The sequence below is a fragment of the Pseudomonas sp. HT11 genome, from assembly GCF_044875395.1.
Classification (GTDB): Bacteria; Pseudomonadota; Gammaproteobacteria; order Pseudomonadales; family Pseudomonadaceae; genus Aquipseudomonas.
Genome location: NZ_CP173217.1, coordinates 3,272,187 through 3,297,039 on the forward strand (window position 1 = coordinate 3,272,187; position 24,853 = coordinate 3,297,039).

Here is a 24,853-nt window from a genome sequence, read left to right on the forward strand (position 1 = left end):
CGGCAAATCAACTACCATGAGCCTTCATTCATGGCCACCGGCTTGCATCCGATGAGAGACTTACCGCCCACCGCCACCTTGCGCGCCTTTGAGGTTGCCACGCGGCATTCCACCTTCACCTCGGCTTCGCAGGAATTGCATGTCACCCAAAGTGCTGTCAGCCATCAGTTAAAACACCTCGAAGCGATTTGGGGTTTGGAGCTTTTTCAGCGCGGCAAGTCGCTGACATTGACACCCGCCGGCGCCGCGCTAGCGCCGATCGTGCGTGAGTTTTTCATGAACCTGCAAGCCACCCTGTCTGACCTTCGGGAACACAAAGGCCGGGTGCGCCTCAAGGTCAGCACCACTTACTCCTTTGCGCTCAAATGGCTGCTTCCCAGGTTGCCGAGTCTATCGCAGCAGCACCCGGAAATTCTGATCACGCTGGAAACCAGCGACAAAGCCATCACGTTTTCCAGCAGTGAATCTGACGTGGCGATCCGCCTGGGCAATGGCAATTATCCGGGCCTGCACTCGGAGTTTCTGCTCAGGGAACAGATTTTCCCCGTCGCCAGCCCCGATCTCCTGCACCGCTTTGGCCTGCCACAAACGCCTGCGCAGTTATTGCGTTACCCATTGCTGACGCGCGACGGCGCAGACCTGGTGCCGAAGTGGGAGGCCTGGTTCCAGCATGTCGGCACGGGCATCGCGGCGCTCAAGGAAAGTGTGCGGTTTGCAGACACCAACATGACCATCGAGGCTGCGCTGCTGGGCCAGGGCGTCGCGCTTGCGCGCAGCGGGCATGTCGAAGCGCAGATCCGCGACGGCAGTTTGGTCAGGCTGTTTGATGTGCCGTTCGACTCCCCGGTGGCCTACTATTTTGTCTGCCCAAAAGGCATCGAATCGCAGCCCCACGTCGTCAGTTTTCGTCACTGGCTGATGGAAGCGTCACAGCAGGCTCAGCTGAGTTACCGCTAAAGCATGAACGTTTGCTCATGCCAGGATGAGGGGACTTCGCTTTAGTGCAGGCGCGCCGTTGCTTAGGATGGCGCATGCCTTTTCATATCGTTTTGCTCATTCTGTTCGCCGCCCTCCTGCACGCCAGCTGGAACGCGCTGCTGCGTGGCGGCGCCGACAGGTTGTGGGCGATGACGGTGATGTGCCTGGCGGTGGCCACTGCCAGCGTGCTCATCGCGCCGTTCCTGGCGCCGCCCGCCCGGGCCAGTTGGTGCTACGCCGGGCTGTCGGCGGTACTGCATGTGGGCTATAACCTGTTTCTGGTACGCAGCTACAAGGTTGGCGACCTGGGGCAAACCTATCCGATTTCCCGCGGTTCCTCGCCTATTCTGATCGCCCTCAGCGCTGCCGTTTTTGTCGGGGAAGCAGTCACCGGCGCTGCGCTGCTGGGCATTGCGCTGGTGTCTGGCGGCATCATTTCCCTGGCGTTCAATAAACGCAGGCTTGCCGTTCCCAGCCTGCCGTACGCATTGGGCACTGGGGTTTTTATTGCGGCTTACAGCGTGACCGACGGCATTGGCGCACGGCTGTCTGGCGCGCCCTTGGCGTATACCGTGTGGATGTGCGCGTTGTGGGGCGTGTTGATGCCTCTGGTGTATATCGGTTTACGCGGGACGCGCAGTTTGTTCAGCTGGCGGCCCGGTGTCGCGACGGCTTTGGGCGGCGGACTGGTCTCGCTGCTGGCCTACGGGATCATCATCTACGCCATGTCCACTGCGCCCATGGGCGCAGTGTCTGCATTGCGCGAAACCAGTGTGTTGTTTGCCGCGCTGATCGGTTATTGGTTTCTCGGCGAGGCATTCACGCTGCGCAAGTTTCTGGCCTGCGCAGTGATTGCGCTCGGCGCTGTACTTATCGGCTGAGGCCGTCCGTTGCTGTCACACAGTGAGGTTTACGCGTTATGAACACCCTTCCCCAGGCCCCTGTCATCCTGATTACCGGTGGCAGCCGCGGCGTCGGTGCGGCCACCGCGCGTCTGGCCGCCGCGCGCGGCTACGATGTCGCGATCAGCTACGTGTCCGACCAGGCCGCCGCCCTGGCCGTGGCGAATGACGTGAAAGCCGCCGGACGGCGAACGCTGGCGGTCCGCGCCGATAGCGCAGAGCCGGAGCAGGTCGCGGCGTTATTCGCCGCGATTGACCGCGAGTTCGGCCGCATCGATGTGCTGGTCAACAACGCGGGCATACTCGGCCCACAATCGCGCCTCGAAGACCTCGGCTTTGCACGCATGCAGCGCATCTTCGCGGTCAATGCCATCGGCCCGATGCTATGCGCGCAACAAGCGGTCAAACGCATGTCCCATCGCCATAAAGGCCGCGGCGGCGTTGTAATCAACGTATCCTCGGGGGCAGCCCGGCTCGGCAGTCCGAACGAATATATCGACTACGCTGCCTCAAAAGGCGCCCTGGAGACGTTCACCATCGGCTTCGCCAAAGAAGTTGCGCGAGACGGCATCCGCGTCAACTGCATCCGCCCCGGCCATATCTACACCGACATGCACGCCAGTGGCGGAGAGCCGGGTCGGGTGGATCGGGTCAAGGACTCAATTCCCATGGGCCGCGGCGGACAACCCGAAGAAGTTGCGCGGGCTATCCTGTGGCTGGCGAGCGATGAAGCGTCGTTCATTACCGGCACGTTTCTTGACGTCACCGGGGGCAAGTGAGGGCAGGACGCACGGGATTTCATGAGGTATTTGGTAATTCCCAGACCTGGCTGAAAGAGGGATGGGGGTGAATGGATTGGACTTCAATCAATGTCAGGTAGGTAGCAGATGGAAGAATTGATGCAGGGGCTCGATGGGCTCAGGACTGCGCAGCAAGAACTGTTTTATGACCTTGAAGATGCGGCGGCGGTTATCGGCTGGTCAGTGGTTGAACTGACGGCCATGGCCGGCACTGACAGGACGCCGGACGAAGCGGTGGCGTTGATGAAAATATGTGCGTTGCTGACAGCTCAGCAAGGGAAAATTAGCCTGTATGCAGATGAGGTCAAAGCGCAGCGCATCGCCAGGTCCGAGGCCCAGGCTTGATCGGTGCTCAACGCGTAGCTACCGGCCCATCAGTCGAGGATGACATCGCCGCCCTCGGCCCTTAAACGGGCAAGGTTGTCTTTCATCTGCTGCAACCGCTCTGGCGAATGCCCTTGCCACTGGGTCACTTCGGCAACGACCCGCAGTGGATCGCGGGAGCGATAGGACAGCGTCGGATTGCCGGGAAACTTCTTATCCGTGACGTTGGGGTCGTCCACGATCGGGCCCGTGGGCTCTACGACATAAATGCGTTCGCGATCATTGCCAAGTGCCAGTTCGGCCCCCCAGATAGCGGCGTCCAACGTGCCCGCAAAATAGACCCAGGACAGCGCACGCCCTTCGGTGAAATTGGACGGATAACCAACGCGGATCATGTCTCCCGGCTCGAGGTCAGCCCGAGTGCCGTGAAAGAACTGTCGCGTAAACATGCTGGCGGCGTTTGACATGGGCTCGCTACTCCAAGGATGCGTGGTGCCAGGCCCGCCCGTCTGCAGAGCAAGGCATGCCCTTCTTGTAACTGACAGTCAAACGCCTAAGCAACCTTACGAGGACAGTCCAGCCCCCTGCCGTCAGCCTTGCAATGCAGATAATCGCTCCACAGCCTGAACGCCCGTTGCTGCCTGGCAAATGCCGCCTGCCATTGTTCACCGCCAATTTGCTCGACGGGCGTCGCCATCATCTGCTCCGTTGCCAGGTCCAGTTCTTCTACGAGCTGGCGCCCGTTAGGCATATCCAAAATTAGAGATCGCATAGCTACCTGTCTTATTTGTTCTGTAGATCGACCTCTGTATCCCTTTGATAGTGCGTGGGTTCCGACGAACGGTTACATTTTCTTACAGGTTCAACTGCGAGGGTTCGCAGGCGATGACGGTGCGGGGTCACCGACGAGACACACAGACAAGTAATGGAGACTGAGAGGCAAGAGATTTCTCTCTGGAACTTTTTGTAACATTTTATAATTGACGCTTGTTAACAGCCATCGCGAAACAACAGCGCAGGTTTATCACTTGCGCTGTTAATTGACGATAGCTGAACCGCATAAGCGCTTAATTCACGTGTTATAGGCAAAAGGATAAGGAACATGTCACTGCACAAGTTATTTGCACTGGTCATCACGGTGGCATTGTTGGGCGGCTGCAATGCGCTCGCAGGCAAGACCAACATGTTGAGCGATGATGACGTGAAATCGCAAAGCGCCGGCGCACTGGGCTACGCCCCTGCGGACCTGACTATTGTCAATCGTCAAACCCAGGGCACCAATACCTACGTATTGCTGAAAACCAACGATAACAAGCAATTCAACTGCATTATCAACGGCGGCAATATCTTGACCTTCGGCATGTCCAACCCGCCCTCTTGCGCGAAAAAAGGCGAACAGATAAAGAGCGGGCCGTTTGGGGGATAACTGTCACGCCAACAACAATGGCGTGATCAAATCGGCTCTCGCTGTCAGTCTTTTTATAGTGCAGCGTCGGTGTAAATCGCGTCACTTGCTTCCATGACTGATAAAGGAACGGATCTATTTAGTTGAATAGAGCCGTTCCTTTTTTACTTTGAAAGTTGCCTCGCGTTGTCATCAGGTGACGTTTACCCGATGCATTCGTGAATAACCGCGCCCGCGCGGCGCAATTCATCCAGATACGCCTCGGCGTTCGCAAGTAGCTGGGGCCTATACAGCCCGGCGGAAGACGGAAAACCGCCGTTGAGGCCCAGCACGGCTGACAGCGAAAGCATCACGCTCAAGCCGGTCGCCGCCTGCAAGGGCATACCGGGCTGTCGCTCGCGAAACCGCCCGATGGCAGTACCCCCAACGATGCCCGACCCACCGGCAAACGCTGATGTGTTTTGTCGTCGTTGAACCGGATGACAAGGCTGAGCGCAGTTAATTTGAAGGCAGTAAAAAACCCCGCAAATGTTAATTTAAGGGGTTTCTAAGAGTGGAGGCCGAGGTCGGAATCGAACCGGCGTAGGCGGATTTGCAATCCACTAATATCTTGATATTTTTCAGTGAGTTATACAAATTTAAATTCCGCAAAGCCACCATTTATTCCTTACTGGAGCCCTCTTAAATCGCGAGGTTCTACTTGGGTTGCGGAATGGATTTTCTATGTTTCGTCGCTTTGAGTGCGGTAGGCCTCCAGCTCGTCTCGCCAAGCATTCCACTCAACGGTGCGGGCAAGGGATTCGATCCCTTCTAGCGGCTCCACTTAGATCACGCTTGTTCTTTAACGGGCCGGCCTAAAACTGCGGCCTCATCACATTGCGTGCACATCCAAGTGAATCACTTTACGCAACTAATTTACACCTTCACCGATATTTAAATGACTGTGGCTCAATATAAAAGGCACTCGTCCATTCACCCGCTGCCTAATCCATAGCGATTATCCCACTGGACTGGCCATGAACGAAAATACCCTGCATTACAGAACCCTTTTACTGCTCCTGATCGGTGTAAGCCTCGCCTTCATCTGGATCATGCTCCCCTATTATGGAGCGATATTCTGGGCTGTCTGCTTGGCCATTGTATTCTCACCCATGCAACGCAGACTGCAGGCGCGGTTCAAGCTTCGGCGCAACCTTACGTCTTTGATCACTCTGGGCCTCTGTTTGATCATCGCCATTTTGCCAGTGATCATCACCACTGCTCTACTGATTCAGCAGGGCACCAGTCTTTATCAAGGCATCGAATCCGGGCAGATCGACATTGCCAGTTATGTGACGCATTTCAAGCAAGCGCTGCCAACCTTCGCGGAGCGCTTTCTTGACCGTATGGGCGTCGGTAATCTTGTAGGTTTGCAGGATAAGGTCACCAACGGTGCTATGCAGGGCAGCCAAGCGGTAGCGACTCAGGCTTTTAGTTTCGGGCAGGGAACCCTCGATTTCGTAATCAGCTTCTTCATCATGCTGTACCTGTTGTTTTTCTTTTTACGGGATGGCGCCGATTTGGCTCGTCGCGTACGCAATGCCATACCAATGGACGAGCACCAAAAACGTCAACTACAGCTCAAATTCAATCGGGTAATAAGAGCGACAGTCAAAGGCAACATTTTGATGGCTTTGGTCCAAGGTGCGCTTGGTGGAGTTATTTTTTGGGTGGTAGGAATACCTAGTGTGTTGCTGTGGGCGGTTTCGATGGCATTTTTGTCGCTGCTACCAGCAGTAGGCGCCGGGGTGGTCTGGGCGCCTGTCGCAATCTGGTTGTTGGCGACTGGTCAAATGTGGCAAGGCGTCGTGCTGGGGCTCTTTGGCACGTTCGTCATCGGCCTCGTTGACAACGTATTAAGACCGGTACTGGTCGGAAAAGACACCAAAATGCCCGATTATCTGGTTCTGCTTTCTACTCTCGGGGGGCTTGCTGTATTTGGCATCAATGGCTTCGTGATAGGCCCTTTGATCGCTGCGTTGTTCATGTCTTGCTGGGGGTTGTTTACTAGCGATCGCCGTAAGGTCAAATTACCGTCGTAACTGCCTGCTCTGGGAAGTAGGTCTGATATCGACTCGAGTTCTCGTCGTTCCACAGTCATAGGAATAGGTGCATCATGAACATTTTCGAAGCGTTAAGAGAAAGCCACGATCGCCAACGAGAATATGCAGAACTGCTCGTGCAGACGAAGGGCGACAGTGCTGAACGAAAAGTTGCTTACGAGCGGCTCAAAGCAGAACTGCAAGCCCATGAAACAGCTGAGGAGAGGTGTTTTTATATCCCATTGATGGCTCATGACAACGGGATCGACCTCAGTCGACACGCCATATCCGAGCACCATGAAATGGATGAAATGATGGAGGAGCTGGATCAGACCGAGATGTCCAATCCAGGATGGTTGGTGACAGCCAAAAGGCTCTCTCACAAAGTCCGTCACCATCTCAAAGAAGAAGAGCAGAAATTTTTCCAGGCTGCCGGCAAGTTATTGACCTCGCAACAGAAAGAATTACTAGCCGATCAGTACCTATCCGAGTACCGCAAGCAATTGTCTTAAATACTACGTTCTAGAAATTAAGTATTAATGCCGGAAGGTTGCAAAGATGCTGAGAATCTTTGGTCTGAGCATTTGCCCCGTATGAGTCTATGACTAAATACGGGGCTCGGTCTTCTAACATGGCAGCTCAGCCTGAAGCCGATCGAACCACTATGGTCCGGCTAAGCACTCAGACGAGCCGTCACTTCATTCAGCTGCCCCGACAACCCGTGAAGGTTGCGGCTTGCCGCTTCGGTGCGCTGCATGTTGTCCAGGTTGGTACTGGCAATCGTGGTGATTTCGGTGAGGTTGCGCGAGATGTCTTCCGCCACCGAGGTTTGCTCTTCGGCGGCGGTGGCAATTTGGCGATTCATGTCGCGAATGGCTTCCACTGCATGGGTGATGCGCTCTAGCATCGCTCCGGCCTCATTTACTTGTGCAACACTCTCTTCACTGCGCGACTGGCCACTTTCAATCGCCTGAGCCGCGTCCACCGCGCCGGTTTGTACCGTTTGGATTATCTGGTTGATTTCGATAATCGACGCCGCCGTACGCTGGGCCAGGCTTCGCACTTCGTCGGCCACGACCGCGAAACCGCGTCCGGCTTCACCGGCACGGGCCGCTTCGATCGCCGCGTTGAGCGCCAGCAAATTAGTCTGCTCGGCGATGCCGCGAATCACTTCCAACACCTTGCCAATGCGGCCACTGTCGGTCTCCAGGCGACGGATGACAGTGGCTGTGTTGGCGATCTCGCCACGCATTTGGGTGATGGTGTGAATGGTGCCCCGCATGACTTTTTCGCCCTGCTGCGCGGATTGGTCGGCATCATCCGCGGCGCGTGCGGCATCGGCTGCGTGACGAGCCACTTCCTGGGCGGTGGCGGACATTTCGTTCATCGCCGTAGCTACCTGATCGGTACGGTTGAACTGCTCGTTCGTACCGCTGGCCATGAGACCGGCGATGGCGTTTAACTCGCCACTTGCGCTGTCCAGATCCTTGGCGCTGCGCTGCAAGCGGTTGAAGGTTTCGGCGAGAAAGTCGCGCAAGGTGTTGGCGGCCACGGCCAGTTTGCCCAACTCGTCTTCACGGCTGCTGGCCACGCGTTCGACGAATTTCCCTTGGCTCAGTTGCGTCACGTAGTCGATCAGCTTGCGGATCGGGTCAACCAAGTTGCGGTTTATCAGCCAAAGGCTGAGCAGGCCGATCAACAGACCCGAGGCGAGCATCACGATAATCCCCAACATCACAGTGCGCTTGGCATCGGTGCTGATCAGCGTCGATTGCTCAGTGCCCTGCTTGCGCAGTTCGCCGACAAGTTCGCTCATCTGGTCGCTGGTAGCACGGTCTACGCCTTTAACGGCGGCGTCGCCTGCGGTAGGGTCTGCTCCCGCGTCGATATAGGCATCGCGACCTTTCTGATAAGCGCTGCCCAACTGACGGTGTTCTTCACGCAGGCGTTCGATGCGGCCCTTGAGTTGGCCGTCCAGTCCTTTCTGGTTGGCCAGTTCGCCGAGGATCCTCTGTACGTCGCGCTGACGCTCTTCGAATTGCTTCCAATATTTATCCCGGTCTGCCGGCTGCTTGCCCCGTAGTAGTACGTTTTTCCATTCCTGAACCTGCACTTTGAATTGCAGGTTGGCCTCGTCGATCAATTGCGAAGTGTGCAGCGGACCTTCGATTAGGTTGGCGTAGTTTTGCACGCCGTTGGACAGGAAATGAAAGCATGCCAAAGCAATCAGCAACATCGCCAACAGGCTGCCGCTCAGCAGCGCGAGGATTTGGATTCTCAGGGATCTTTGCAGCATCGGATGATACTCATGACAGGAATGAGGTACGCCTGGTTGGGCGTGAAAGACGTCCAAACATCCCTGTCTGCGGTTCCGGTTCGTAGCAGGAGCCGCTCAAACTCACACCTGCGTAATCGGCGTGCCAGAACGGATCTTGAGGCGAATCCGACCGGCGGCGCATTGAAAAATTGCGGTTATCGTCCTTCCTGTAGATGTCCTTTGGTTTGCAGATCAGATGAATGATAGGTTTTGTCCCAGGGCGTGTAAAAACGCTCCGTCAAAATTGAAGTGCGCGCGTCTACCTAAAATCTGAAATTTATCGGTACGTCAGCAGATGTGGATTCCACGCAGATGCGCGATTTCCAGTCCGGTGGTGAGTACCTATCGCACTCGAAAACGTTCTAACACAGCCTCGGCCGAAAGCTGACGTTATCTACAGGCTACAGACCAAAGCTGATCCAGCCTGGTCGTATAGCTCTGGCTCATCATTTCCCGGCGCATACCCCAAACTGGATTACTTGGCACGCTGGCTGACCGCAACGTGCCGCGGCCCCATCGTGCGTTGATCTCGTCCAGCACGGTCATAACTCGCGTGGACTCAGCAGGTTGCGAAGTAGCGAACAGATCACCGGTATACTCGTCGGGCTGGCAGAGATTGAGCAGCATCACTTCGGCCTTACTATATTTAAACCCTGGCCGGTAAATACAGTCGACCGCATCAACGGCCGCCTTTGTCAGTAGCCGCACGTCATCAGTGGGATAGGGTAGATCGACGACCACCCCGTTTGCGTACTTGGCCTCTTCCGGGTTGAACATACCTGTGCGGATACAAACGCGGATCTTCCTGCACAGCGATCCCTGGGCCCGGAGCTTTTCCGAGGCCCGCAACATATAGGTGGCCAACGCTTCCTTAATTGGAGGTAGATCAGTCAGGCGCGTCCCGAACATCCGACTGCAGCATATTTCTTGCTTCGGTGGGTCGGGATCGTCCAGTTCCAGGCACGATGTGCCGGCCAGCTCCCGCGCCGTCTTCTCGATCACCACGCTGAACTTCTTACGAAGCGTCCACGGGTCCGCCTTGGCCAAGTCCATTGCAGACTTTATGCCCATCGTACCGAGGTGAAGTTTCATCTTTCGGCCAACGCCCCACACCTCCGCCACGTCCGTATTACGCAGCACCCAGTCCCGCTTAACCGGGTCGGTGATATTGACTACACCACCGGTCTGCCATTGCAGGCGCTTCGCGGTGTGGTTTGCCAGCTTCGCCAGGGTCTTTGTGTGAGCGATACCAACACCAACTGGTATGCCGGTGCAGCGAAGTACTTGGGCGCGGATTTGCCGGCCCAAGGCATCTAAACCACCGACACCGGTCAGATCGGCGAATGCCTCATCAATGCTGTAAACCTCAACTGCCGGCACCAATGACTCGATCAGGCTCATCACGCGTTCGCTTATATCGCCGTACAGCGCATAGTTGGAGGAGAACGCGACAACGCCGTGTTGCTTAAGCTTGTGCTTGATCTGAAAATACGGCTCCCCCATCTTGATGAACGGCTTTGCGTCGTAGCTGCGCGCGATTACACATCCATCGTTATTGCTCAGCACCACAATGGGCACCTTCGCCAGGTCCGGCCGGAATACTCGCTCGCAACTGGCATAGAAGCTGTTGCAGTCGACCAGCGCAAAGGTCGGTTGCTGCTTAGACATGGCTGCGCACTGTGCTGGTGATCACACCCCAGATTGACAGCTCATCCCCTTCGAGAACGTACCGCGCCGGGTATTTGGGATTTTCTGACAGAAGGACAACCTCCCGGCCGCGCTTACATAGGCGCTTGCAGACGGGCTCGTTGTTCAGCAAAGCCACCACCACATGCCCGTGCGCCGGCTCAATGGCACGATCCACCACCGCGAGATCGCCTTCGAAGATACCAATCCCCTGCATGCTTTCCCCGGTGATGGCTACCAGGTACACATGCGGTGCGCGGATATTCAGGACCTCATCCAATGAGATGTGCTGCTCAATGTGATCCGCTGCCGGCGAAGGAAAGCCGGCCGGAACCTGGAACGAACACAAGGGCAACTTCGCGCCAACCTCAGCGATGGGACCTAGAATGGTGAAGCTCATGATGCGGCCTTTTACAATCACTGTATGAATGTACAGTTAACTTTGTAAGACGCTTGCGGTCAATTTTTCTGTAGGGGATTTCGACAAGCGGAGAGGTGTGTATGTGCGGGCGATTCGTGCAGTACGAAGGAATGGCGATCTTCATAGAAGAGCTGAGCCCGCAAATAGAGCTGTTTAGCGGGTATGACGCTCAGCCTATTAATCGCTACAACGTCGCTCCGTCGACACGCGTGCAGTTGCTGCACACCGCAGAGGATGGGCTGCATATCGATACAGTCAAATGGGGATGGGCGCCTTCCTGGGCCAAGGGCAAGCGCCCCGACCCAATCAACGCCCGTGTAGAGACGGTCACGACGGGAAAGTTCTTCAAACAACTTTGGCCGAATGGCCGAGCCCTGGTGCCGAGTGAAGGGTGGTATGAGTGGGTCAAAGACCCTGACGATCCGAAGAGAAAGCAGCCCTACTTCATTCGCCTGAAGAGTCAGAAGCCTATGTTCTTTGGCGCGCTTGCCCAAGTTCATCCTGGCATGGATCCCCACGACGGCGATGGGTTCGTGATCATCACCGCCGCGATTGATCAGGGCATGGTGGACATCCACGACCGCAAGCCGTTGGTGCTGACACCTGAGCACGCCAAGGAATGGATTGACCCCAGCCTTACTCCAGCGCGGGCCGAGGAGATAGCAAAGGAATGTTGCCAGCCCGTGAAGGACTTTGAGTGGTATGCCGTTGGCACAGCAGTGGGGAATGTGAAAAACCAGGGAGCTGATTTATTGCTGCCGGTGCAATCCAGGGATGTTTGATGCTCAGAACAGTCCTCCCAATGCGGCGGGCTCCCAGTTCATAATCACCAGCTCGCCACTCACCTCAGCCTTTCCCTGACGCTGATTGGTATTGCAATAGCGGATATCGAGCGTCTCAAAGTGAAAGCCGTCAAACACCCGTCGGATGTCTGGGTGATCGTTGATGCTAACCATGACCTTCCCTTTGCAGCGCCGCATGAAGTCGGCCATGCGCTCGTAATTCTCAAATGGAAAGTCCACGCCATAGCCGGCGGTCTGCCAGTAAGGAGGATCCATGTAGTGGAACGTATGGGCACGGTCGTAGCGCTCGGCACATTCAAGCCAGCCTAGGTTTTCGACGTAAGTGCCGGATAAACGCTGCCACGCTGCAGACAGGTTTTCCTCGATCCGCAGCAGGTTTATGGCTGGGCCGGTAGTTGCAGTGCCGAACGTCTGCCCGGTCACTTTGCCGGCGAAGGCATGGTGCTGCAGGTAAAAAAATCGGGCGGCGCGCTGGATGTCGGTGAGGGTTTCCGGGCGGGTCATCTTCTGCCACTCGAACACCTGCCGGCAGCTGAGCGCCCACTTGAACTGGCGCACGAATTCTTCCAGGTGGTTCTGCACGACGCGGTAAAGCGTCACCAGATCGCCGTTGATGTCATTGAGGACTTCAACTGGCGCGGCCTGGGGACGCATGAAGTAGAGCGCGGCGCCGCCGGCAAATACTTCAACGTAGCATTCGTGAGGTGGGAAGAGCGGGATAAGGCGGTCGGCCAGGCGGCGTTTGCCGCCCATCCAAGGGATGATGGGTGTGGACATATAAAAGCAAGACCTTTGCTGTATGGATAAACAGTGCTAGGCTCGCTCCGCTTTGTGCACGAAGCAGGAGCCTTGGCTGGACTTGCAGGGACGTTCTGCGGGGAAGGTGGCCGGGTTGGATGTTGACGCATCCTGCCCGGCCGCTCCTTTTACTTCGGTGTAGAAACTTCTTTTGCGTAGGCCTGACAGGCCCGCAGGGCGATCAATCCTCGGTCGCCGGCATCGGTGATTCCGATAACTCGTTGAGCATGCGCTGGGTCAAGTTGGGCTCTTGTGGGGCCATGAACCACGCGGCCGGTGACGGTGGTGGTTGGCACTGAACAGCTGCCGGTGGTTTCGGTGGCGGCGAGTACGACTGACAGCCGCAGATCAGCAGTAGCCAGCCGATCACGCAGACGAGCCTGCTTGATTTGCTCATCGGTCAATTCCTTGTAGTGGGTTTCGTCTTTGTGACGCAGGCGGAGCTCTAGGGCAAGACGCTTGTCCTGCTCTGTACGCAGCTGAGCAGCAGACGCTTGGGATATTTCGTTGAGGGTGTCCGCCTGCAGCCGGGCTTGCCGCTCCAGCACGCTGCCATAACGCCAGTTCTGAGCAGTCCAGGCCAATGCTGCAGATCCTGCGACCACCACCACTAACAGCAAGCTGATAGCGGCGATACGGAACTGCGCCGGGATCAGATCAAAGAGACGCATAACACCGCCCTCGCCCTGGCCCACAACTGCAGCCGATCCTCCAGGCCATTAAGGCCGCCGTTGATTCGGCGAGTGATCGTGTTGAACTGGTCCTGATCCGCGAGCGCATTCAGCCCGTTTACAGACCAGAACCATGCGGCAGACTCTGCGGCCCACTGGGGCAGTTCGAGTAATTCCGGCGTACGCAGCAATCGCTCATCGCCGAACAGTGCCAGGCTGCAGCGCAGGTAGTTGTCGTGGCCGGTGACTTGAATCAACCCACGACCGCGATACCGCTGACCATCGCCGTCGGCCGCGGGCGTATTGCCAAGCTTGGCAGCCAGGGCGCCAGTGTCGTATTTGCTCAGGTAATGATTGCCGCCCAATTCGCGGACGTACTGCAGCTGACCAGACTCGTGTCCCACCTGGGCGAGGAATGCCGCCTGGCGCTTCGGCGTATCGATCTTACGGTTGATCATGGCTGCGTTCAGTACAGGAACAAAAACGCCGGCTTTGCGGCCGGCGTTCGGGAGGATTTGCAGTAACTGATGTTCGGTGATTGGCATGGCTTTCTCCATTCAAAAAACCGATGAGCGAACTCTGACGGTTGTTTCATTTTTTTTTCAACTTTGAGAAGATCACCCTCGCTACTAATGGCAGTAAGCCTTTATTGCTAGCGTGAGGACAGGAGGCTTTATGGAGCAAATTCGGCTGAACAAGGCTCTATTATCATTGAGTGCAGAGTTTCAAACCGGGGCTTCCCTAGTTGATATTCAATCTAGCGTTCATGATTTTGAAGCAGTGAAAAAGCTTGGGGAGTGCGGACTGCTAAATTGCAAAGTTGCCCTCCTTGATCATGGGCAATATTGCATAACATGGACGTCAAAACTCCCTTTCACCTCGTCGGGACATACGCAAATTACTCGCATCAAAGCGAGTCTTGACAGCTCGTTTAGCGAAGTTAAAGCGCCCCCTTGTCGCTGGGATAACACTTTAAAATATAGGCAGGGTTTCTGACGAAAATTCCACGATGCCGTAGTAAATCATGCTCCGTATGTATCGTGCAGGAGCAAAAACACCGGCTTGACGGCGAGCATTCGGTTCTATGCTTATGCAGCCGCGGTCCACTCACAGACACAAAAAACCGCACTAACTCAGCGATGCGATCCACTACTGCTTCTCGACGCTCAATACTTTGAGCGGCTTCTTTTCCTTCTTTTTCTTGCCTCTGGATTTACCTTGCTTGCCCGCATTGCACTCCACCGTGGTCGACCAGCCTGATTGGGTGAACACCTGCTCGACCGAATCCGCCAGGTATTCGCCATCAAGACCAACCTTGAAACCCTGCACGTTGATTGATCGCTCCGCGAACAGATCTGTCCGCCCGGGCATCTCAAGCCGCACGTCAGCAGTCGAACGATTGAACGCTGCCAAACGGGCCTTGGCGGCCGCTTCAGCGGCGGTTTTGTTCGGGTAGATATGTCGGTCGGTATGAACCGCCGGCAAGCCATCAGGAGCATCGACGTTGTCGACGGTGACCACCACTAACTTGCCGTCCTTTTTGTTCTGGTGCTTGGTCGATACGGCCTTGTGCGAATTGCGATCCCCCAAGCTGAACTGCCATCGGCTGAGGTCGCTGCGGGTCAGGGTGATCGCACCGAACGCTTTGCCGCTGGCGGTCTGCCCGCCCTGGCGCGGCATCACCAACAACTTGCCGTCTGCGACCTTAGCCGTGCAGTCGTACTGCTTTGCCAGGCGCGTAATGAAATTAAAATCGGACTCGTTGAGTTGATCCACGCGCGCGACCTTCGTCGCTACCTGGCACCCCGCTTGCCATCCATTGCGTGCGGCGATGTCAGCCACAATTTTGGACAGCGGCACGTCCTCCCAACTACCACTACGGATGGTCTTGCCGCTGCCTCGCATGTCGCTGGCCTTGCCCTTTATCACAATCGTATCCGGCGGTCCGGACACCTCGACCGAATCCACCGCATAACGCCCCAGGCGCTTCAGGGATGTTTCGGCATATCCCAGATAGATCTCGACAGAGCTGCCGCGCCGAGGCAGTACCACTTGGCCGTCACGATCATCTATTCGTAATTCAAACTCGTCGGAATCCATTCCCGGCTTGTCTGAAGTCCGAAGCAACAACAGGCGATCATTGATCTTGGCTGTAATATCGGCACCGTCGGCGACGATTCGAAAAGTGGGAGTCATGGATTTAGTCCAAAAAAAAACCCGCACAGGGCGGGTCATGATCAAAGTATCGTCACGTTTATCGTAAAGTGCTGCTGGCGGTGTTGTTCGGGGTCAATCCCACAAACTAATCCCCTCCTCTGTCGGGCCTGGCAGGTCTGGCAGCACGATCACCACGCCAGCACGGTAAGGCTGGGGCTCATCTGCTAATCCCTGATTGGCATCAAGTACCGCCTCAACGGTGCCATTGAGATGGCCGTAAACGTTATGGCAAATGACATCGAGCATGTCACCGTCAGATGTTCTGCATGTCGTCGCCATAGCGCGCAAACTCCAAAGTGAACCCTTGTTTACGGGGAATCCCGCCGTGTAGCAGCGCGCCCTGCTCCTCGTTGATGGTCTTCAGGCACCAGGTGCCGATCACCTCACCATAGCCCGTGGTCAGCGTGAGCGGCTGGAGCCGGCCGCCGATGGTGCGCAGGGTATCAAGCTGCTTGAGGCCACCCTTGAAGCCTGGGTAGATCGTCCCTTTAAGCGTGAGCTTTTCCTCTCCCATGCCGACTGCCTGCTGCGCCGGACGTCGCGTCAGTCGCTCCTGGGAAGCCCAGCGAAACTCAGTCGAGCGACTCAGTTCGTCAAAGGCCGCCGTATCTAAATTGAAGTAGTACGGCTGAATCTTGGGGTCGCGGGGCTGGATGATCAGCAGGTGCGGAAACGGTTTCACCGCTTCCGGTGCCGGCGTTGCATCCATCGCAAAGGCACTGGTAGGCACAATGTTCGCCAACGAAGGACTGACATTACCGGCGATCTTGTTGATTGCCGTAGCAGCCTTGCCCGCCTGTTCCTTCAGTGTGCCCATTCGTTCCTGAACTTCGGCGGCCGCCCGTGTCGCACGGCCGTACACGGCCGCCACCTGGCCGACCTTGGCCTGTGCTGCATTCACACCACGCATGACCCGCTGTAACTTGGCACCAACTGACGGCCCCACGAACGGGATATTTTCCAACTCTGATGCAGCGCCGGTTATCTCCCTGATCGCGCCGTTGACCGGCCCAAGCATACCGTCAGCACTTCGCCTGCCAGCCTCCCCGGCCTCGACCAGGTACTTGAGGCCCGATTGCATCTGTTCCATATAAGCCATTGGGCCTCCTTACAGGTGGGGTTCGTCGTACAGCTTCGCGGCGTTTTGTTTCGCCGCATCCGCCATCATGAGCCGCATATGCGGCATGAGGTCTTGCGCCAAGCGCTGGGGATCCTTCACATCCCCTTGCACCGTAATTGGCATCGTCAGCGAGTACTCAAACTTCTGATCCACTTTGGCTGGCACGGGCTTCTCTGGTTCTTTGGGCTGAATTGCCAGTGCCGCCGGCTTGGTCGGTGCAGACACCGCCATCGAGCGCGCCACGTCACCCAACGCCGGCGAATGCGGCGCAGGTGCCATCAGCAGCGCACCCGAACCGTTCTGGCCATTGAATGACTTGCTCATGGCAGCCAAGCTTGGAATAGCCGGCCCAGGCCGAGGCGCCATCAGCAAAGGTGTTACCGGAGGCGCAGGCTTTTCGTCATCGCCCCCAAACCACGACTTACCCGCAGCGCCACCCACCGCAGCCCCACCCATGCTGCCCAGGTAGGCGCCTATCAGCCCGCCAACAGCTGTGCCGATAATCGGCACTACCGAACCAATAGCCGCACCTGCAGCAGCGCCGGCCATGGTACCGGCCAGATTACCAGCGGCGGCACCATACCCCTCGGCCTTCTCGTCCTTGGTCTTGGCGTTTTGATAGGTGTCGAAGGCCATAGCGCCGGCCTCCATCAGTGAACCGCCGGGTATCATCTTGGCCGCTTTGCCAATCTTACCGACCGCTTGCACCACTCCACCCAATTTAGCTAACGCCCCCGTTGGAACCGTAACTGGTAAAAGCGGCGGCCGGGGGATCACCGCTGGAGGCCGTGGCACTGGCGGACTAGTAGCCGGTACCGGTGGTCGCGGCATTGGTGGACGCGGACCGGGCACAGGAGGCCGAGCCGCCGGTGAACTCGGAACTGCAACCGGCGGCCGTGGCACTGGCGGACGCGAGCTGGGAGCAGGCGAACGCTCCACTGGCGGACGTGGGCCCGGAGCTGGAGGCTGTGGCACTGTCGGGCGCAGGGCCGGAGTTGGAGGCCGTGGCACTGCCGGGCGCAGGGCTGGAGCTGGTGGCCGTGGCACTGACGGGCGCGGCGCCTGTACCCGAGGTCGCGGCGAACTAGCCACACGAGGCGGTATGGGCCGCCGACGCGAAGGGTTACGCCTTGAGCCGGGACCACGTCGACGATGGTCGCCTATACCTCCATTCGACGCCCCCATAGCGTTTGCATTGACGACAAAAACCTTTTGAACATCAGCGCCACCCGCTGCCGAATCGCCAACCGTGGCGCCGTCTTCATTGCCAGACGCCGCCTCTTTTGCCAGAGAGACAACCTTGAGGCCTGTCGCAACAATGTCGAACTTGCCGGGTTTCTTATCATCCTTGCCCTCGACATCATCTGAATCACCCTTGAAAGCGGCCACAGCCTTGAGCCCGGACTCAACCAACGACAGGGCTTTACCGGCCTTCCCCTTGGGGTCGCTGCCCTTGCCATCAAAACCGCCCCCATCCGGGGAGTTCGTCACAAAGACTTTTTGTACTTCACCGGACTTGCCACCTAACGAGCCCCGCGCAAAGTTGAGCAATCCTTTAGCGATTTTGAACGAACTAAGCAGGCCCTTGAGAGCGACAAGCCCACCACCGACTGCAGTGATGCCCATCACAACGCCGGGCGCGCTGTCAGACAGCGAGGTAATACCCTTGGTGACTTTGGTCAATGCTTCAGCCACGGTGTCCGTGACCGGACGCAAGGCGTCCCCAACGCTGCGCATTGCATCATCCATCGACTGAGCCATCTCGGCCCACTTCTGCGACGACGCCTCACGTCGCTCGCTGAGGTTTTTATCGAGAATGCCCGTTGCGTCTCGCGAATCATTCTTGAGCTGGCTGTATAGCGCCTTATTCTGCATGTAAGCGGAAAGCGCAGCCTTGACCTGCATATCGGCAAACAGATCGCCGGTGCGCAGTGACTCCTCAAGCGAGGCCATCATGGCCTTGGCTTTCTCCGGGTCGGATTCCTTGCTGATCTTTGCCGTCGCCTCAGCCATCGCCGCCGCGCGCTTCGGATCAGTGGCCTGGATGTACTTCTGCGCCAACGCCATGCTGGTTTCAAGCGTAGACATACCGTTCTGCAAACCGGTCTGCATCGACCCTTTGTAGTCGATACCCGCCTTTGCATACGCTTTGACGGTTTCGCCAGAGCCGATTTTGCTCATCCAGTTCTTGAGGTTGTTCGCCGCCTCATCGGCGCCGCCGGCAGACTTCATCTGCACCTGCAGCATGGCGCCCAACTGCGTCACCGCATCAATGCCAGTGATACCGAGGCTGCCCATGTTCGCCAATAGCTCAGGGAACCACTTGGCCATGTCGACCGCCTCAAAGCTGCCCGCCTGTCCTTGGTAGGCAATCGCTTCCAGAGCCTGCTGCATCTGCTTGGGGTCAGTGATCTTGGCGTTCTGACCCAGCGCGTTGATCATCTTCGCAGTATCAACACCGTTCGATCCCTGTCCTACAACAAATTTGGCCGCGACTGGCGCATATTCCAGGGCCTTGCTCAAATCCATGCCGGCGCTCACCAACTGGTTAACCACGTCGGCCACATCGTTGCGCGCCATGCCTGTGTCGCGCGAGGTATCAATGATCTTGCGCGACATCTCCTTTTCTTGTGGCTTGTTGGCAATGCCGGCCTTGATCGCGATGTCACGAACAATGGCTCCAAAGTCCGCGCTAACCTTGGTCGGTACAGCGAGCATGCCGACCCCAACAACAGCGGCGCCGACTGTGCTTTTCATGCCGTTCTTACCAGCATCCAGTTGCTGATGCCCGCGGGCCTTAAGCTCGGCTTTGTTGGCGGTCTGTCCCATGGAACGATAGGCTTTTTCCAGCCGCCCGACTTCGATGCCCTGCTTTTTCAAACTGTCGAGATTGGAGTTCAATCGCCCCAGCAGCTTGGATGCACCCTCAGAGCCGCTGTCATGCGCTTTCTTCCATTCATCACGCAAGCGAATGGTGTCGCCGATAGTGCGCTGTAGAACACGCGCCTTGTTGCCTTCCGCCTCAAGACGCTTGATGCGCCCTGTTACATCTTTAAACGCAGCACCGACAGTCGAACTGACGGCGCCACCGATCACCAGCCCGAGGGCGATTTTGTTCGCCATGTCATGGCCCCCATTTGCACTGCATTACCGATGGCAGCTCAATCCGTGAGCCACCACACCATTTCAGCAAACGGCATCGACTGAATTTCGGCAGCGGAAAATCCGGTTTCCGCAGCCAGACGTTTCGCGGCCATTTTCATGACGCCAGGATCAAAGCCCGTCGTCTTGGTCCATACGAAAATAGCCGGCCTGCAGACGGTTGAAATCCACCAACTTCAGGCCCTCCAGATCTGCGACAGGCGCACCAGCAAGCGCGGCAAACAAAATCAGCTCCCGCTGCTCGTCATCCCCGCCCGCATCACGATTTGCCGTACGCACATCGCCCACCGTCGGAGAGCGCAGGGCCAATTTATCAACCGACACTCCATTGATTGTGCTCGGACAGGAAAGCGTTACCACTGCCTGATCCGTGGTCACCGACAACCACGACGGCATCACGTTGGTGTAGTCGGTATCAGGAACCAGGTGCGAGTAAGCGGTTTGTACACGGCGATAGTCCGCCAATTTGAGGCCTTCCAAGTCCTTGACGCCGACATCTGCCAACCCCGCAAACAGCATCAGTTCGCGCTGTTCCTCGTCGCCATTAGAGGCGCGGTCGGCTGCCCGCACCTCCCGAACGACCGGGGCACGCAATGTCAACGTTTCGACCAACACGCCGTTGGAATTGCTTGGCCGTGTGAGCGTCACGACGGCGGCGAGCGCATTGAGTGACAGCCAGGCCGGCACTTCTTTGAAAGTAGCTTTATTCATTTAGATCTATTCCCTTAAAGGCCCAGCGCGGTACGGATGTCAGCCAGTTGATCTTTGCCGTCGATCACTTGAACACCCGCGACCATGTCGATTTCGTACATGAGGCGACCGTCGATTTCGAGCTTGTAGTAAGACGGCGCGATGGCGTGCTTGATCTCAGCCGGATCACCGGCTTTCCAGTCGCCCAGATCGACCTCTTTGAGCAAGCCGCGCAGGGTGGCGACCACCGCCGTCACTGCGCCTTTTTGCCCTCTGAAAGCCCCTCGGAATGTCGCGTTAAACGCCGTGCCATCAGCCAAGCCGAAGTGTTTTAACGACTCACGACGCACGCCCTTGGTGACGAAGGACGCCTCCATTTTCTCCAGGCCTTGCGCCATTTCGATGGCACCTGCCATGCCACCGGCACGATATTCATCGGTCTTTACCGTCAGCTTGGGCAGCGTCAGAGTCGGTACATCGCCGGCGAAGTTCACGCCGTCGACAAACAGGTTCGTGTTAAACAAAGTTTGAGGAATCATTGACTAGGCCCCTTAGGCTGCTTCGAGAACTTCGGTCATCCACTGATCGGTGACTTCGAAAAGGAAATTCGGGTTTTCTGCCGGCGGCACGTCGGTGAAACGGATGCGCCAATAAACTTTGCCCTGGGAGATCTGGCTGGCGGTGTTCAGCTCGGTGTCCGGATACACCTCAAAATTGATAATCGCGCCCTGGGCCTTCAGGTCGCGCATGAAGGCGTCTAAGCCGTCAGCCACATCCTTGACGTAAGTCTTGGTGATCGAGCGGTCTACGGCCCACTTGTGGCCTGCCTGCACCGCGTCCATAAGGATGTACAGCGTGCGAACGCGGGTGACGAATGCCCACTTCGGATCACTCGAAAGCGTGCGGTTGCCCCACAAGCGGTAGCCGTCATCGCGAATGATCGTCGCGATATTGGCGTTGTTCAGCAGGTTGGCACGGCACGTCTCGTCACCATCCAGGTACTCGACCGCCCGAGTGGTGCCGGTGATACCCGAGAACTCTTTGTTCGACGGCGAGGCCCAGAAGCCATATTCGGCATCGGTCCAGGCGAACAAGCCCGCCGCCCAGGCCGACGCCGGCACATCAACAGTCTTGCTGAGCTCGGTGTCCCAGTACTGAACGCCCGGGTCAACCATGAACAGATTGCGACTGCCAAAGTTATCGGCGTAGAGCATCGCTGCCTCATCCGTGGTGCCAGGACCATCCAGAATACCGATAGCCCGCAGCTTCTGCGCCAGGCTATCGAGTGCTGTAGCCACTGCTTGCGTGGCGGTATGTCCCGGCGCGATCAACAACCGTGGTTGCGCGTTGAACAGGCTTTTACCATCCAGCAACGCCTGCAGGCCGGTCCGCTGACCAGATGCCAAGACGCCGCCAATAATCGCCGAGGTTTGCAGCGCCGCGTCCTCAAGCTTCGGTACGCCGATGGCGACAATCACCGCCTTGGCCTTGGTGTAGATTGCTTTACAGGCCTTGGTGATTGCCGAATTTTCGCCGAAAGCGGCAATGGCTTCGCGCTCAGAGGTGATCAGCTTCAACTCGCCTGCCTTGGCAGTACCGCCGCCAAGCACGCCCGGGTTGAAGGTGTCGCACAATCCGATAATGGAAGAAGACGGCAACGAAATAGTGCGTGCGCCAGTCTTGATGTCGGTCGTGGTAACGCCATGAAAGAAACTCATAAAGCTCGATCTCCAGAAACGAAAAAGCCCCGCATGAGCGAGGCCGTTAGGGATGTACGTGTTACGTGTAGTGGAAAAGAAAACGCCCCGTCAGTGCGGGGCGTTTACTGCTGCAGCGACAAGAGCCAGTCAGGGGCCGTAGGGCGATGTTCGCTCAAAGGGAACTCACCAGCTTCAGGCCAGTTACGGAGTAAGCGCCGATATGCTTGCAACTCGGCGTATTGCTCCGGTGTTAGCGAGGTTGGCGACCCGTCTTCAATCTCATCACGATGCCGGGTCACTACGCCGTCTGTAGACGTCAACTGAACCGAGCGCCAATACCGCTCGACTTCGGCCAACTGTTCGTCTGTCTGCTCCGGAGCGTCTACCACAACCGGCCATTTATCCGGCCCACAAACCAAACGCTTTCCATGACTGACTTGAGCCAACAGCTCGTCCCTGGCTTCGGCGGAGAACTCCCGCGCATCAGCAGGGATAAACGTGCATACCTGATCGTCGTAGAAGAAGCCCGTTTTAGGACTATAAAAGACAGTCATGCTTTACCCCTGACTCGCCAGAAAAATGAGGCGTTAGCGCTATAGAGATTTCGAACGGTGATGCTCCCGAGCGTGCTATTTCTCGCTTGCAATACCGGATATTCACCAACTCTTTGACCGCTAGTAAAATCGGCGAACGTCAGCTGAATATCTGTAGGCACCGCCGAAAGCGCGTAGGGCAGCGGGATTACCGTGTCAGAACCTGATGGAGCCGAAACATAAAGACCCCATTGTTCAACATCCCCACCAGGCAACTTTTGATGACCTGTCGATTCGGCAAAGTCGGCGATGTGCTTCAAAGACGCCGAACCGGCCATGAAGTAATTGGAGCCTTGCACGGTTACGTCAAGAGACCCGCCGACGTTGACCACAACGCTCGGCAGCGTGCGCGTGGCAACGGCGGACATAGTTCCACCAGCGGGTGGCACTACTGTTAACGGAGCCCCACCGACGTTTCTGATGTGGATCGTCGCTCCAATTGGCACGTTGCCAATTGGAGGAAGAGTCAATGAGATTGCAGACCCAGAATTCGCCAGAACAAGACGACCAAAATCTGATGCGGCCATGCTGGCGGTGATTTCATAGATCCTGATACCACTCAGGTTACCGAGCGCCCGCTGCACAAATTCTGTATTAGCCAGCGTTTTACCGCTGTCAAACAGAGGGGCTGTTGGAGCTGTGGGCTTATCCAGAAACGCCGGCGAACTGATCGGCGCGAGACCTTGCGTAATATTTTTGAAATTCAGTCCCGTGGTTCCCAGGACAATGGCCCCGTCGGTCGACAGCAACCACAACGTATCGGCATTCACCGCGCCCTGCTCGGCGGCAACCAACAAGCCCGGGGTGACCTTGACGCTGGTATCTGCATCGCTGGTGCGCTTCCAAATCTCCGCTGTGAGGTAGATCCCGTTATCTTTTGCCTGCGCCTGGTCCTTGACCAACACCCGCGAGCCGAGCGGCACTACCACACCGTCAATCGTTTGTGCACCAGCCAGCTGGATCGGCCCAGTCGTTGCCACCAGTACTGATTGCTTCACGTCTTGCCTGTTGATCCCGTCGACCACCGAATCATCGACATACTGGCGTGTAGCCAGAACGACGTCCGGGTCGATTTTCAGCACAACGTTCGCCGCGCTGGAGACAATGAAGTTCATGCGAATAACTTGAGTGCGACCAGATCCTTGAGACATCAATGGCTTGTAGGTAGCCGGGCAATTTGCGACAGCTACCAGGGCTCCATCGGAGTCGTACAGACCCATCTCTCGAATCCACCAACCGCCTTCATCGGCTGGGATGATTTGTTCGGCCACGATGATATTGGGGTTTGACGGGTCAACTGAAAGCTTGTTCAGTGGCCGCCGGCGCCGTTCATTGATCAGTTTTTTTTGTGTACGGTCAGGGATAGGGTCGGTGCCGTTGGCGTCGCCCACACCCAGTTCGGTGAGTTTCCAGGGAATGCCCAGCGCGTCGGCATTGGCCTGTTTGGCCTCACCGGTCGCGGTAAGAAGCGCAAAAAACTGCGAATTGGAATCGATCATGGGTAGATGTCCAGTGTGTCAATGGAATGTTCCCGCCCGGCTGCGCCGATGTAGCAGGCAAGGTCGATGACGCCGGTGATCGGCGGATAAACGCTAACTGTGTCGATAGAGTGCTCACGGCCGGTACTGCCAATCACGCCAGTGGTGCTGATGTCGCGCAGGACGGGAGGATATACGTCGATTTCATCGCCTTCATAAACGCTGGCGAACATGTTCGACACACCGGTGGTTTCAAGGCTGATAGCGAGCCCTGTCAGGTGACGGCTGACGGGCTTGGCGTCATCAATCAGCCGCTCCAGCTCCTGATACATTTCCTCAGTGATGCCAGTGTCGAGAACGCCAACCTTCAGCGCAAACGTGCCTGGGATGCCTTCCGGCACCATCTTGAACCACTCGACAATCTCGATCAGGTAGCCCAGGGGCTCGACTACTCGGCGCAACGCACCGATGGTGCCTTTGTGAGCATGGATGTAGTAAGACGCCTTGATCGCGGCGCGTTTTGTCGCTTCAGTCCATCGGTAATCCCAGCGATCCACTGACCACGCCCACGCCAGGTGCGGAAGCAAATGCACCGGGCAGGTATCGGCGTTGTAGAGGTCACGGAGCGGGACAATCGTTTTCTCAAAAAACGTAGCCTCCATGGCCCGTTCCAATTGCGTGCTGTTGATCGGCAGTAGGCTTTTCAT

The 24,853-nt window shown here is 56.9% G+C and carries 26 protein-coding genes and 1 pseudogene; 8 read left to right on the forward strand and 19 right to left on the reverse strand.

Translation table 11 applies throughout. The features are described 5' to 3' along the window. Positions 1–51: 51 nt before the first annotated feature. From gcvA to ABWL43_RS15050, 4 genes are all read left to right on the forward strand, one after another. A complete protein-coding gene (gene gcvA / locus ABWL43_RS15035; protein ID WP_404482961.1) occupies positions 52–957 on the forward strand; it encodes a transcriptional regulator GcvA in 906 nt (301 codons plus the stop codon). Positions 958–1,031: 74 nt separating this feature from the next. Beyond that, positions 1,032–1,859, forward strand: coding sequence for an EamA family transporter (locus ABWL43_RS15040; RefSeq protein WP_404482962.1), 828 nt, complete (start codon positions 1,032–1,034; stop codon positions 1,857–1,859). Positions 1,860–1,897: 38 nt separating this feature from the next. After that, positions 1,898–2,659: an SDR family oxidoreductase gene (locus ABWL43_RS15045; protein ID WP_404482963.1), complete on the forward strand. Its 762-nt coding sequence runs from the start codon at positions 1,898–1,900 to the stop codon at positions 2,657–2,659. A 108-nt stretch (positions 2,660–2,767) separates the two neighbouring features. After that, on the forward strand, positions 2,768–3,025 hold the full coding sequence (locus tag ABWL43_RS15050) for a hypothetical protein (protein ID WP_404482964.1): 258 nt from the start codon (positions 2,768–2,770) through the stop codon (positions 3,023–3,025). A 29-nt stretch (positions 3,026–3,054) separates the two neighbouring features. Here ABWL43_RS15050 and arr read toward each other — a convergent pair whose 3' ends face one another. Next, positions 3,055–3,471, reverse strand: a complete 417-nt coding sequence (arr, locus tag ABWL43_RS15055) for an NAD(+)--rifampin ADP-ribosyltransferase (protein WP_404482965.1) — start codon at positions 3,469–3,471, stop codon at positions 3,055–3,057. Between the two features lie 635 nt (positions 3,472–4,106). Between arr and ABWL43_RS15060 the strand changes: the two genes are divergently transcribed. Further along, positions 4,107–4,430 carry a hypothetical protein gene (locus tag ABWL43_RS15060; RefSeq protein WP_145161003.1) on the forward strand — a complete coding sequence of 108 codons (324 nt, stop codon included), beginning with the start codon at positions 4,107–4,109 and terminating at the stop codon, positions 4,428–4,430. A gap of 182 nt (positions 4,431–4,612) precedes the next feature. On the opposite strand, the gene ABWL43_RS15065 is transcribed toward ABWL43_RS15060, so the two are convergent. Next, positions 4,613–4,792 (reverse strand): hypothetical protein, encoded by a 180-nt coding sequence (locus tag ABWL43_RS15065; RefSeq protein WP_404482966.1) that lies wholly within the window; start codon positions 4,790–4,792, stop codon positions 4,613–4,615. 633 nt (positions 4,793–5,425) lie between these two features. Between ABWL43_RS15065 and ABWL43_RS15070 the strand changes: the two genes are divergently transcribed. Both ABWL43_RS15070 and ABWL43_RS15075 read left to right on the forward strand, forming a co-directional pair. Beyond that, entirely contained in the window at positions 5,426–6,490 is a 1,065-nt protein-coding gene (locus ABWL43_RS15070) for an AI-2E family transporter (RefSeq protein WP_404482967.1), read from the forward strand. A gap of 74 nt (positions 6,491–6,564) precedes the next feature. Beyond that, the gene (locus tag ABWL43_RS15075) at positions 6,565–7,002 is read left to right on the forward strand and encodes a hemerythrin domain-containing protein (protein WP_404482968.1); all 438 of its coding nucleotides are present in this window, start codon (positions 6,565–6,567) and stop codon (positions 7,000–7,002) included. A gap of 161 nt (positions 7,003–7,163) precedes the next feature. Here ABWL43_RS15075 and ABWL43_RS15080 read toward each other — a convergent pair whose 3' ends face one another. The 4 genes and pseudogenes from ABWL43_RS15080 to ABWL43_RS15095 all read right to left on the reverse strand — a co-directional run bounded on the left by ABWL43_RS15080 (position 7,164) and on the right by ABWL43_RS15095 (position 10,893). After that, positions 7,164–7,931, reverse strand: coding sequence for a methyl-accepting chemotaxis protein (locus tag ABWL43_RS15080; protein WP_404488421.1), 768 nt, complete (start codon positions 7,929–7,931; stop codon positions 7,164–7,166). Positions 7,932–8,096: 165 nt separating this feature from the next. Further along, positions 8,097–8,786: pseudogene (locus ABWL43_RS15085) on the reverse strand (methyl-accepting chemotaxis protein); the annotation flags it as partial. A gap of 411 nt (positions 8,787–9,197) precedes the next feature. Continuing rightward, the gene (umuC, locus tag ABWL43_RS15090) at positions 9,198–10,475 is read right to left on the reverse strand and encodes a translesion error-prone DNA polymerase V subunit UmuC (RefSeq protein WP_404482969.1); all 1,278 of its coding nucleotides are present in this window, start codon (positions 10,473–10,475) and stop codon (positions 9,198–9,200) included. Then, on the reverse strand, positions 10,468–10,893 hold the full coding sequence (locus ABWL43_RS15095) for a LexA family protein (protein WP_404482970.1): 426 nt from the start codon (positions 10,891–10,893) through the stop codon (positions 10,468–10,470). The genes umuC and ABWL43_RS15095 overlap by 8 nt, the downstream gene beginning before the upstream one ends. Before the next feature lie 101 nt (positions 10,894–10,994). Between ABWL43_RS15095 and ABWL43_RS15100 the strand changes: the two genes are divergently transcribed. Continuing rightward, on the forward strand, positions 10,995–11,696 hold the full coding sequence (locus ABWL43_RS15100; protein WP_404482971.1) for an SOS response-associated peptidase family protein: 702 nt from the start codon (positions 10,995–10,997) through the stop codon (positions 11,694–11,696). A 3-nt stretch (positions 11,697–11,699) separates the two neighbouring features. Here ABWL43_RS15100 and ABWL43_RS15105 read toward each other — a convergent pair whose 3' ends face one another. From ABWL43_RS15105 to ABWL43_RS15165, 13 genes are all read right to left on the reverse strand, one after another. Beyond that, positions 11,700–12,494, reverse strand: a complete 795-nt coding sequence (locus ABWL43_RS15105) for a DNA adenine methylase (RefSeq protein WP_404482972.1) — start codon at positions 12,492–12,494, stop codon at positions 11,700–11,702. 149 nt (positions 12,495–12,643) lie between these two features. Further along, on the reverse strand, positions 12,644–13,186 hold the full coding sequence (locus ABWL43_RS15110) for a lysis system i-spanin subunit Rz (protein ID WP_124417567.1): 543 nt from the start codon (positions 13,184–13,186) through the stop codon (positions 12,644–12,646). Further along, positions 13,168–13,731, reverse strand: a complete 564-nt coding sequence (locus ABWL43_RS15115) for a glycoside hydrolase family 19 protein (RefSeq protein ID WP_404482973.1) — start codon at positions 13,729–13,731, stop codon at positions 13,168–13,170. Before ABWL43_RS15115 ends, ABWL43_RS15110 begins: the two co-directional genes overlap by 19 nt. Positions 13,732–14,335: 604 nt before the next feature. Continuing rightward, entirely contained in the window at positions 14,336–15,382 is a 1,047-nt protein-coding gene (locus ABWL43_RS15120; protein ID WP_404482974.1) for a phage late control D family protein, read from the reverse strand. 93 nt (positions 15,383–15,475) lie between these two features. Then, positions 15,476–15,682, reverse strand: a complete 207-nt coding sequence (locus ABWL43_RS15125; RefSeq protein WP_124417570.1) for a tail protein X — start codon at positions 15,680–15,682, stop codon at positions 15,476–15,478. After that, positions 15,657–16,502, reverse strand: a complete 846-nt coding sequence (locus tag ABWL43_RS15130; RefSeq protein WP_404482975.1) for a phage tail protein — start codon at positions 16,500–16,502, stop codon at positions 15,657–15,659. The genes ABWL43_RS15125 and ABWL43_RS15130 overlap by 26 nt, the downstream gene beginning before the upstream one ends. A gap of 9 nt (positions 16,503–16,511) precedes the next feature. Beyond that, positions 16,512–19,646 (reverse strand): phage tail tape measure protein, encoded by a 3,135-nt coding sequence (locus tag ABWL43_RS15135; protein WP_404482976.1) that lies wholly within the window; start codon positions 19,644–19,646, stop codon positions 16,512–16,514. Positions 19,647–19,796: 150 nt separating this feature from the next. Further along, positions 19,797–20,396: a phage tail assembly protein gene (locus tag ABWL43_RS15140; RefSeq protein WP_404482977.1), complete on the reverse strand. Its 600-nt coding sequence runs from the start codon at positions 20,394–20,396 to the stop codon at positions 19,797–19,799. Between the two features lie 14 nt (positions 20,397–20,410). Next, the gene (locus tag ABWL43_RS15145; RefSeq protein ID WP_124417574.1) at positions 20,411–20,914 is read right to left on the reverse strand and encodes a phage major tail tube protein; all 504 of its coding nucleotides are present in this window, start codon (positions 20,912–20,914) and stop codon (positions 20,411–20,413) included. 12 nt (positions 20,915–20,926) lie between these two features. Next, complete coding sequence (locus ABWL43_RS15150; protein ID WP_404482978.1) at positions 20,927–22,093, reverse strand: phage tail sheath subtilisin-like domain-containing protein; 1,167 nt, start codon at positions 22,091–22,093, stop codon at positions 20,927–20,929. Positions 22,094–22,197: 104 nt separating this feature from the next. After that, on the reverse strand, positions 22,198–22,629 hold the full coding sequence (locus ABWL43_RS15155; RefSeq protein ID WP_404482979.1) for a phage tail protein: 432 nt from the start codon (positions 22,627–22,629) through the stop codon (positions 22,198–22,200). Then, positions 22,626–24,167, reverse strand: coding sequence for a phage tail protein (locus ABWL43_RS15160; RefSeq protein WP_404482980.1), 1,542 nt, complete (start codon positions 24,165–24,167; stop codon positions 22,626–22,628). Before ABWL43_RS15160 ends, ABWL43_RS15155 begins: the two co-directional genes overlap by 4 nt. Further along, complete coding sequence (locus tag ABWL43_RS15165; RefSeq protein ID WP_242198029.1) at positions 24,164–24,853, reverse strand: phage tail protein I; 690 nt, start codon at positions 24,851–24,853, stop codon at positions 24,164–24,166. Before ABWL43_RS15165 ends, ABWL43_RS15160 begins: the two co-directional genes overlap by 4 nt.

Bases quoted from the DNA above. Each gene is read 5' to 3' on its own strand.
- ABWL43_RS15145 (WP_124417574.1), bottom strand. From the start codon at position 20,914: ATGATTCCTCAAACTTTGTTTAACACGAACCTGTTTGTCGACGGCGTG.
- ABWL43_RS15050 (WP_404482964.1), top strand. From the start codon at position 2,768: ATGGAAGAATTGATGCAGGGGCTCGATGGGCTCAGGACTGCGCAGCAA.
- ABWL43_RS15125 (WP_124417570.1), bottom strand. From the start codon at position 15,682: ATGGCGACGACATGCAGAACATCTGACGGTGACATGCTCGATGTCATT.
- arr (WP_404482965.1), bottom strand. From the start codon at position 3,471: ATGTCAAACGCCGCCAGCATGTTTACGCGACAGTTCTTTCACGGCACT.
- ABWL43_RS15095 (WP_404482970.1), bottom strand. From the start codon at position 10,893: ATGAGCTTCACCATTCTAGGTCCCATCGCTGAGGTTGGCGCGAAGTTG.
- ABWL43_RS15060 (WP_145161003.1), top strand. From the start codon at position 4,107: ATGTCACTGCACAAGTTATTTGCACTGGTCATCACGGTGGCATTGTTG.
- ABWL43_RS15045 (WP_404482963.1), top strand. From the start codon at position 1,898: ATGAACACCCTTCCCCAGGCCCCTGTCATCCTGATTACCGGTGGCAGC.
- ABWL43_RS15150 (WP_404482978.1), bottom strand. From the start codon at position 22,093: ATGAGTTTCTTTCATGGCGTTACCACGACCGACATCAAGACTGGCGCA.
- ABWL43_RS15100 (WP_404482971.1), top strand. From the start codon at position 10,995: ATGTGCGGGCGATTCGTGCAGTACGAAGGAATGGCGATCTTCATAGAA.
- ABWL43_RS15140 (WP_404482977.1), bottom strand. From the start codon at position 20,396: ATGAATAAAGCTACTTTCAAAGAAGTGCCGGCCTGGCTGTCACTCAAT.
- ABWL43_RS15155 (WP_404482979.1), bottom strand. From the start codon at position 22,629: ATGACTGTCTTTTATAGTCCTAAAACGGGCTTCTTCTACGACGATCAG.
- gcvA (WP_404482961.1), top strand. From the start codon at position 52: ATGAGAGACTTACCGCCCACCGCCACCTTGCGCGCCTTTGAGGTTGCC.
- ABWL43_RS15135 (WP_404482976.1), bottom strand. From the start codon at position 19,646: ATGGCGAACAAAATCGCCCTCGGGCTGGTGATCGGTGGCGCCGTCAGT.
- ABWL43_RS15115 (WP_404482973.1), bottom strand. From the start codon at position 13,731: ATGCCAATCACCGAACATCAGTTACTGCAAATCCTCCCGAACGCCGGC.
- ABWL43_RS15130 (WP_404482975.1), bottom strand. From the start codon at position 16,502: ATGGCTTATATGGAACAGATGCAATCGGGCCTCAAGTACCTGGTCGAG.
- umuC (WP_404482969.1), bottom strand. From the start codon at position 10,475: ATGTCTAAGCAGCAACCGACCTTTGCGCTGGTCGACTGCAACAGCTTC.
- ABWL43_RS15070 (WP_404482967.1), top strand. From the start codon at position 5,426: ATGAACGAAAATACCCTGCATTACAGAACCCTTTTACTGCTCCTGATC.
- ABWL43_RS15065 (WP_404482966.1), bottom strand. From the start codon at position 4,792: ATGCCCTTGCAGGCGGCGACCGGCTTGAGCGTGATGCTTTCGCTGTCA.
- ABWL43_RS15160 (WP_404482980.1), bottom strand. From the start codon at position 24,167: ATGATCGATTCCAATTCGCAGTTTTTTGCGCTTCTTACCGCGACCGGT.
- ABWL43_RS15080 (WP_404488421.1), bottom strand. From the start codon at position 7,931: ATGGCCAGCGGTACGAACGAGCAGTTCAACCGTACCGATCAGGTAGCT.
- ABWL43_RS15120 (WP_404482974.1), bottom strand. From the start codon at position 15,382: ATGACTCCCACTTTTCGAATCGTCGCCGACGGTGCCGATATTACAGCC.
- ABWL43_RS15075 (WP_404482968.1), top strand. From the start codon at position 6,565: ATGAACATTTTCGAAGCGTTAAGAGAAAGCCACGATCGCCAACGAGAA.
- ABWL43_RS15040 (WP_404482962.1), top strand. From the start codon at position 1,032: ATGCCTTTTCATATCGTTTTGCTCATTCTGTTCGCCGCCCTCCTGCAC.
- ABWL43_RS15105 (WP_404482972.1), bottom strand. From the start codon at position 12,494: ATGTCCACACCCATCATCCCTTGGATGGGCGGCAAACGCCGCCTGGCC.
- ABWL43_RS15165 (WP_242198029.1), bottom strand. From the start codon at position 24,853: ATGAAAAGCCTACTGCCGATCAACAGCACGCAATTGGAACGGGCCATG.
- ABWL43_RS15110 (WP_124417567.1), bottom strand. From the start codon at position 13,186: ATGCGTCTCTTTGATCTGATCCCGGCGCAGTTCCGTATCGCCGCTATC.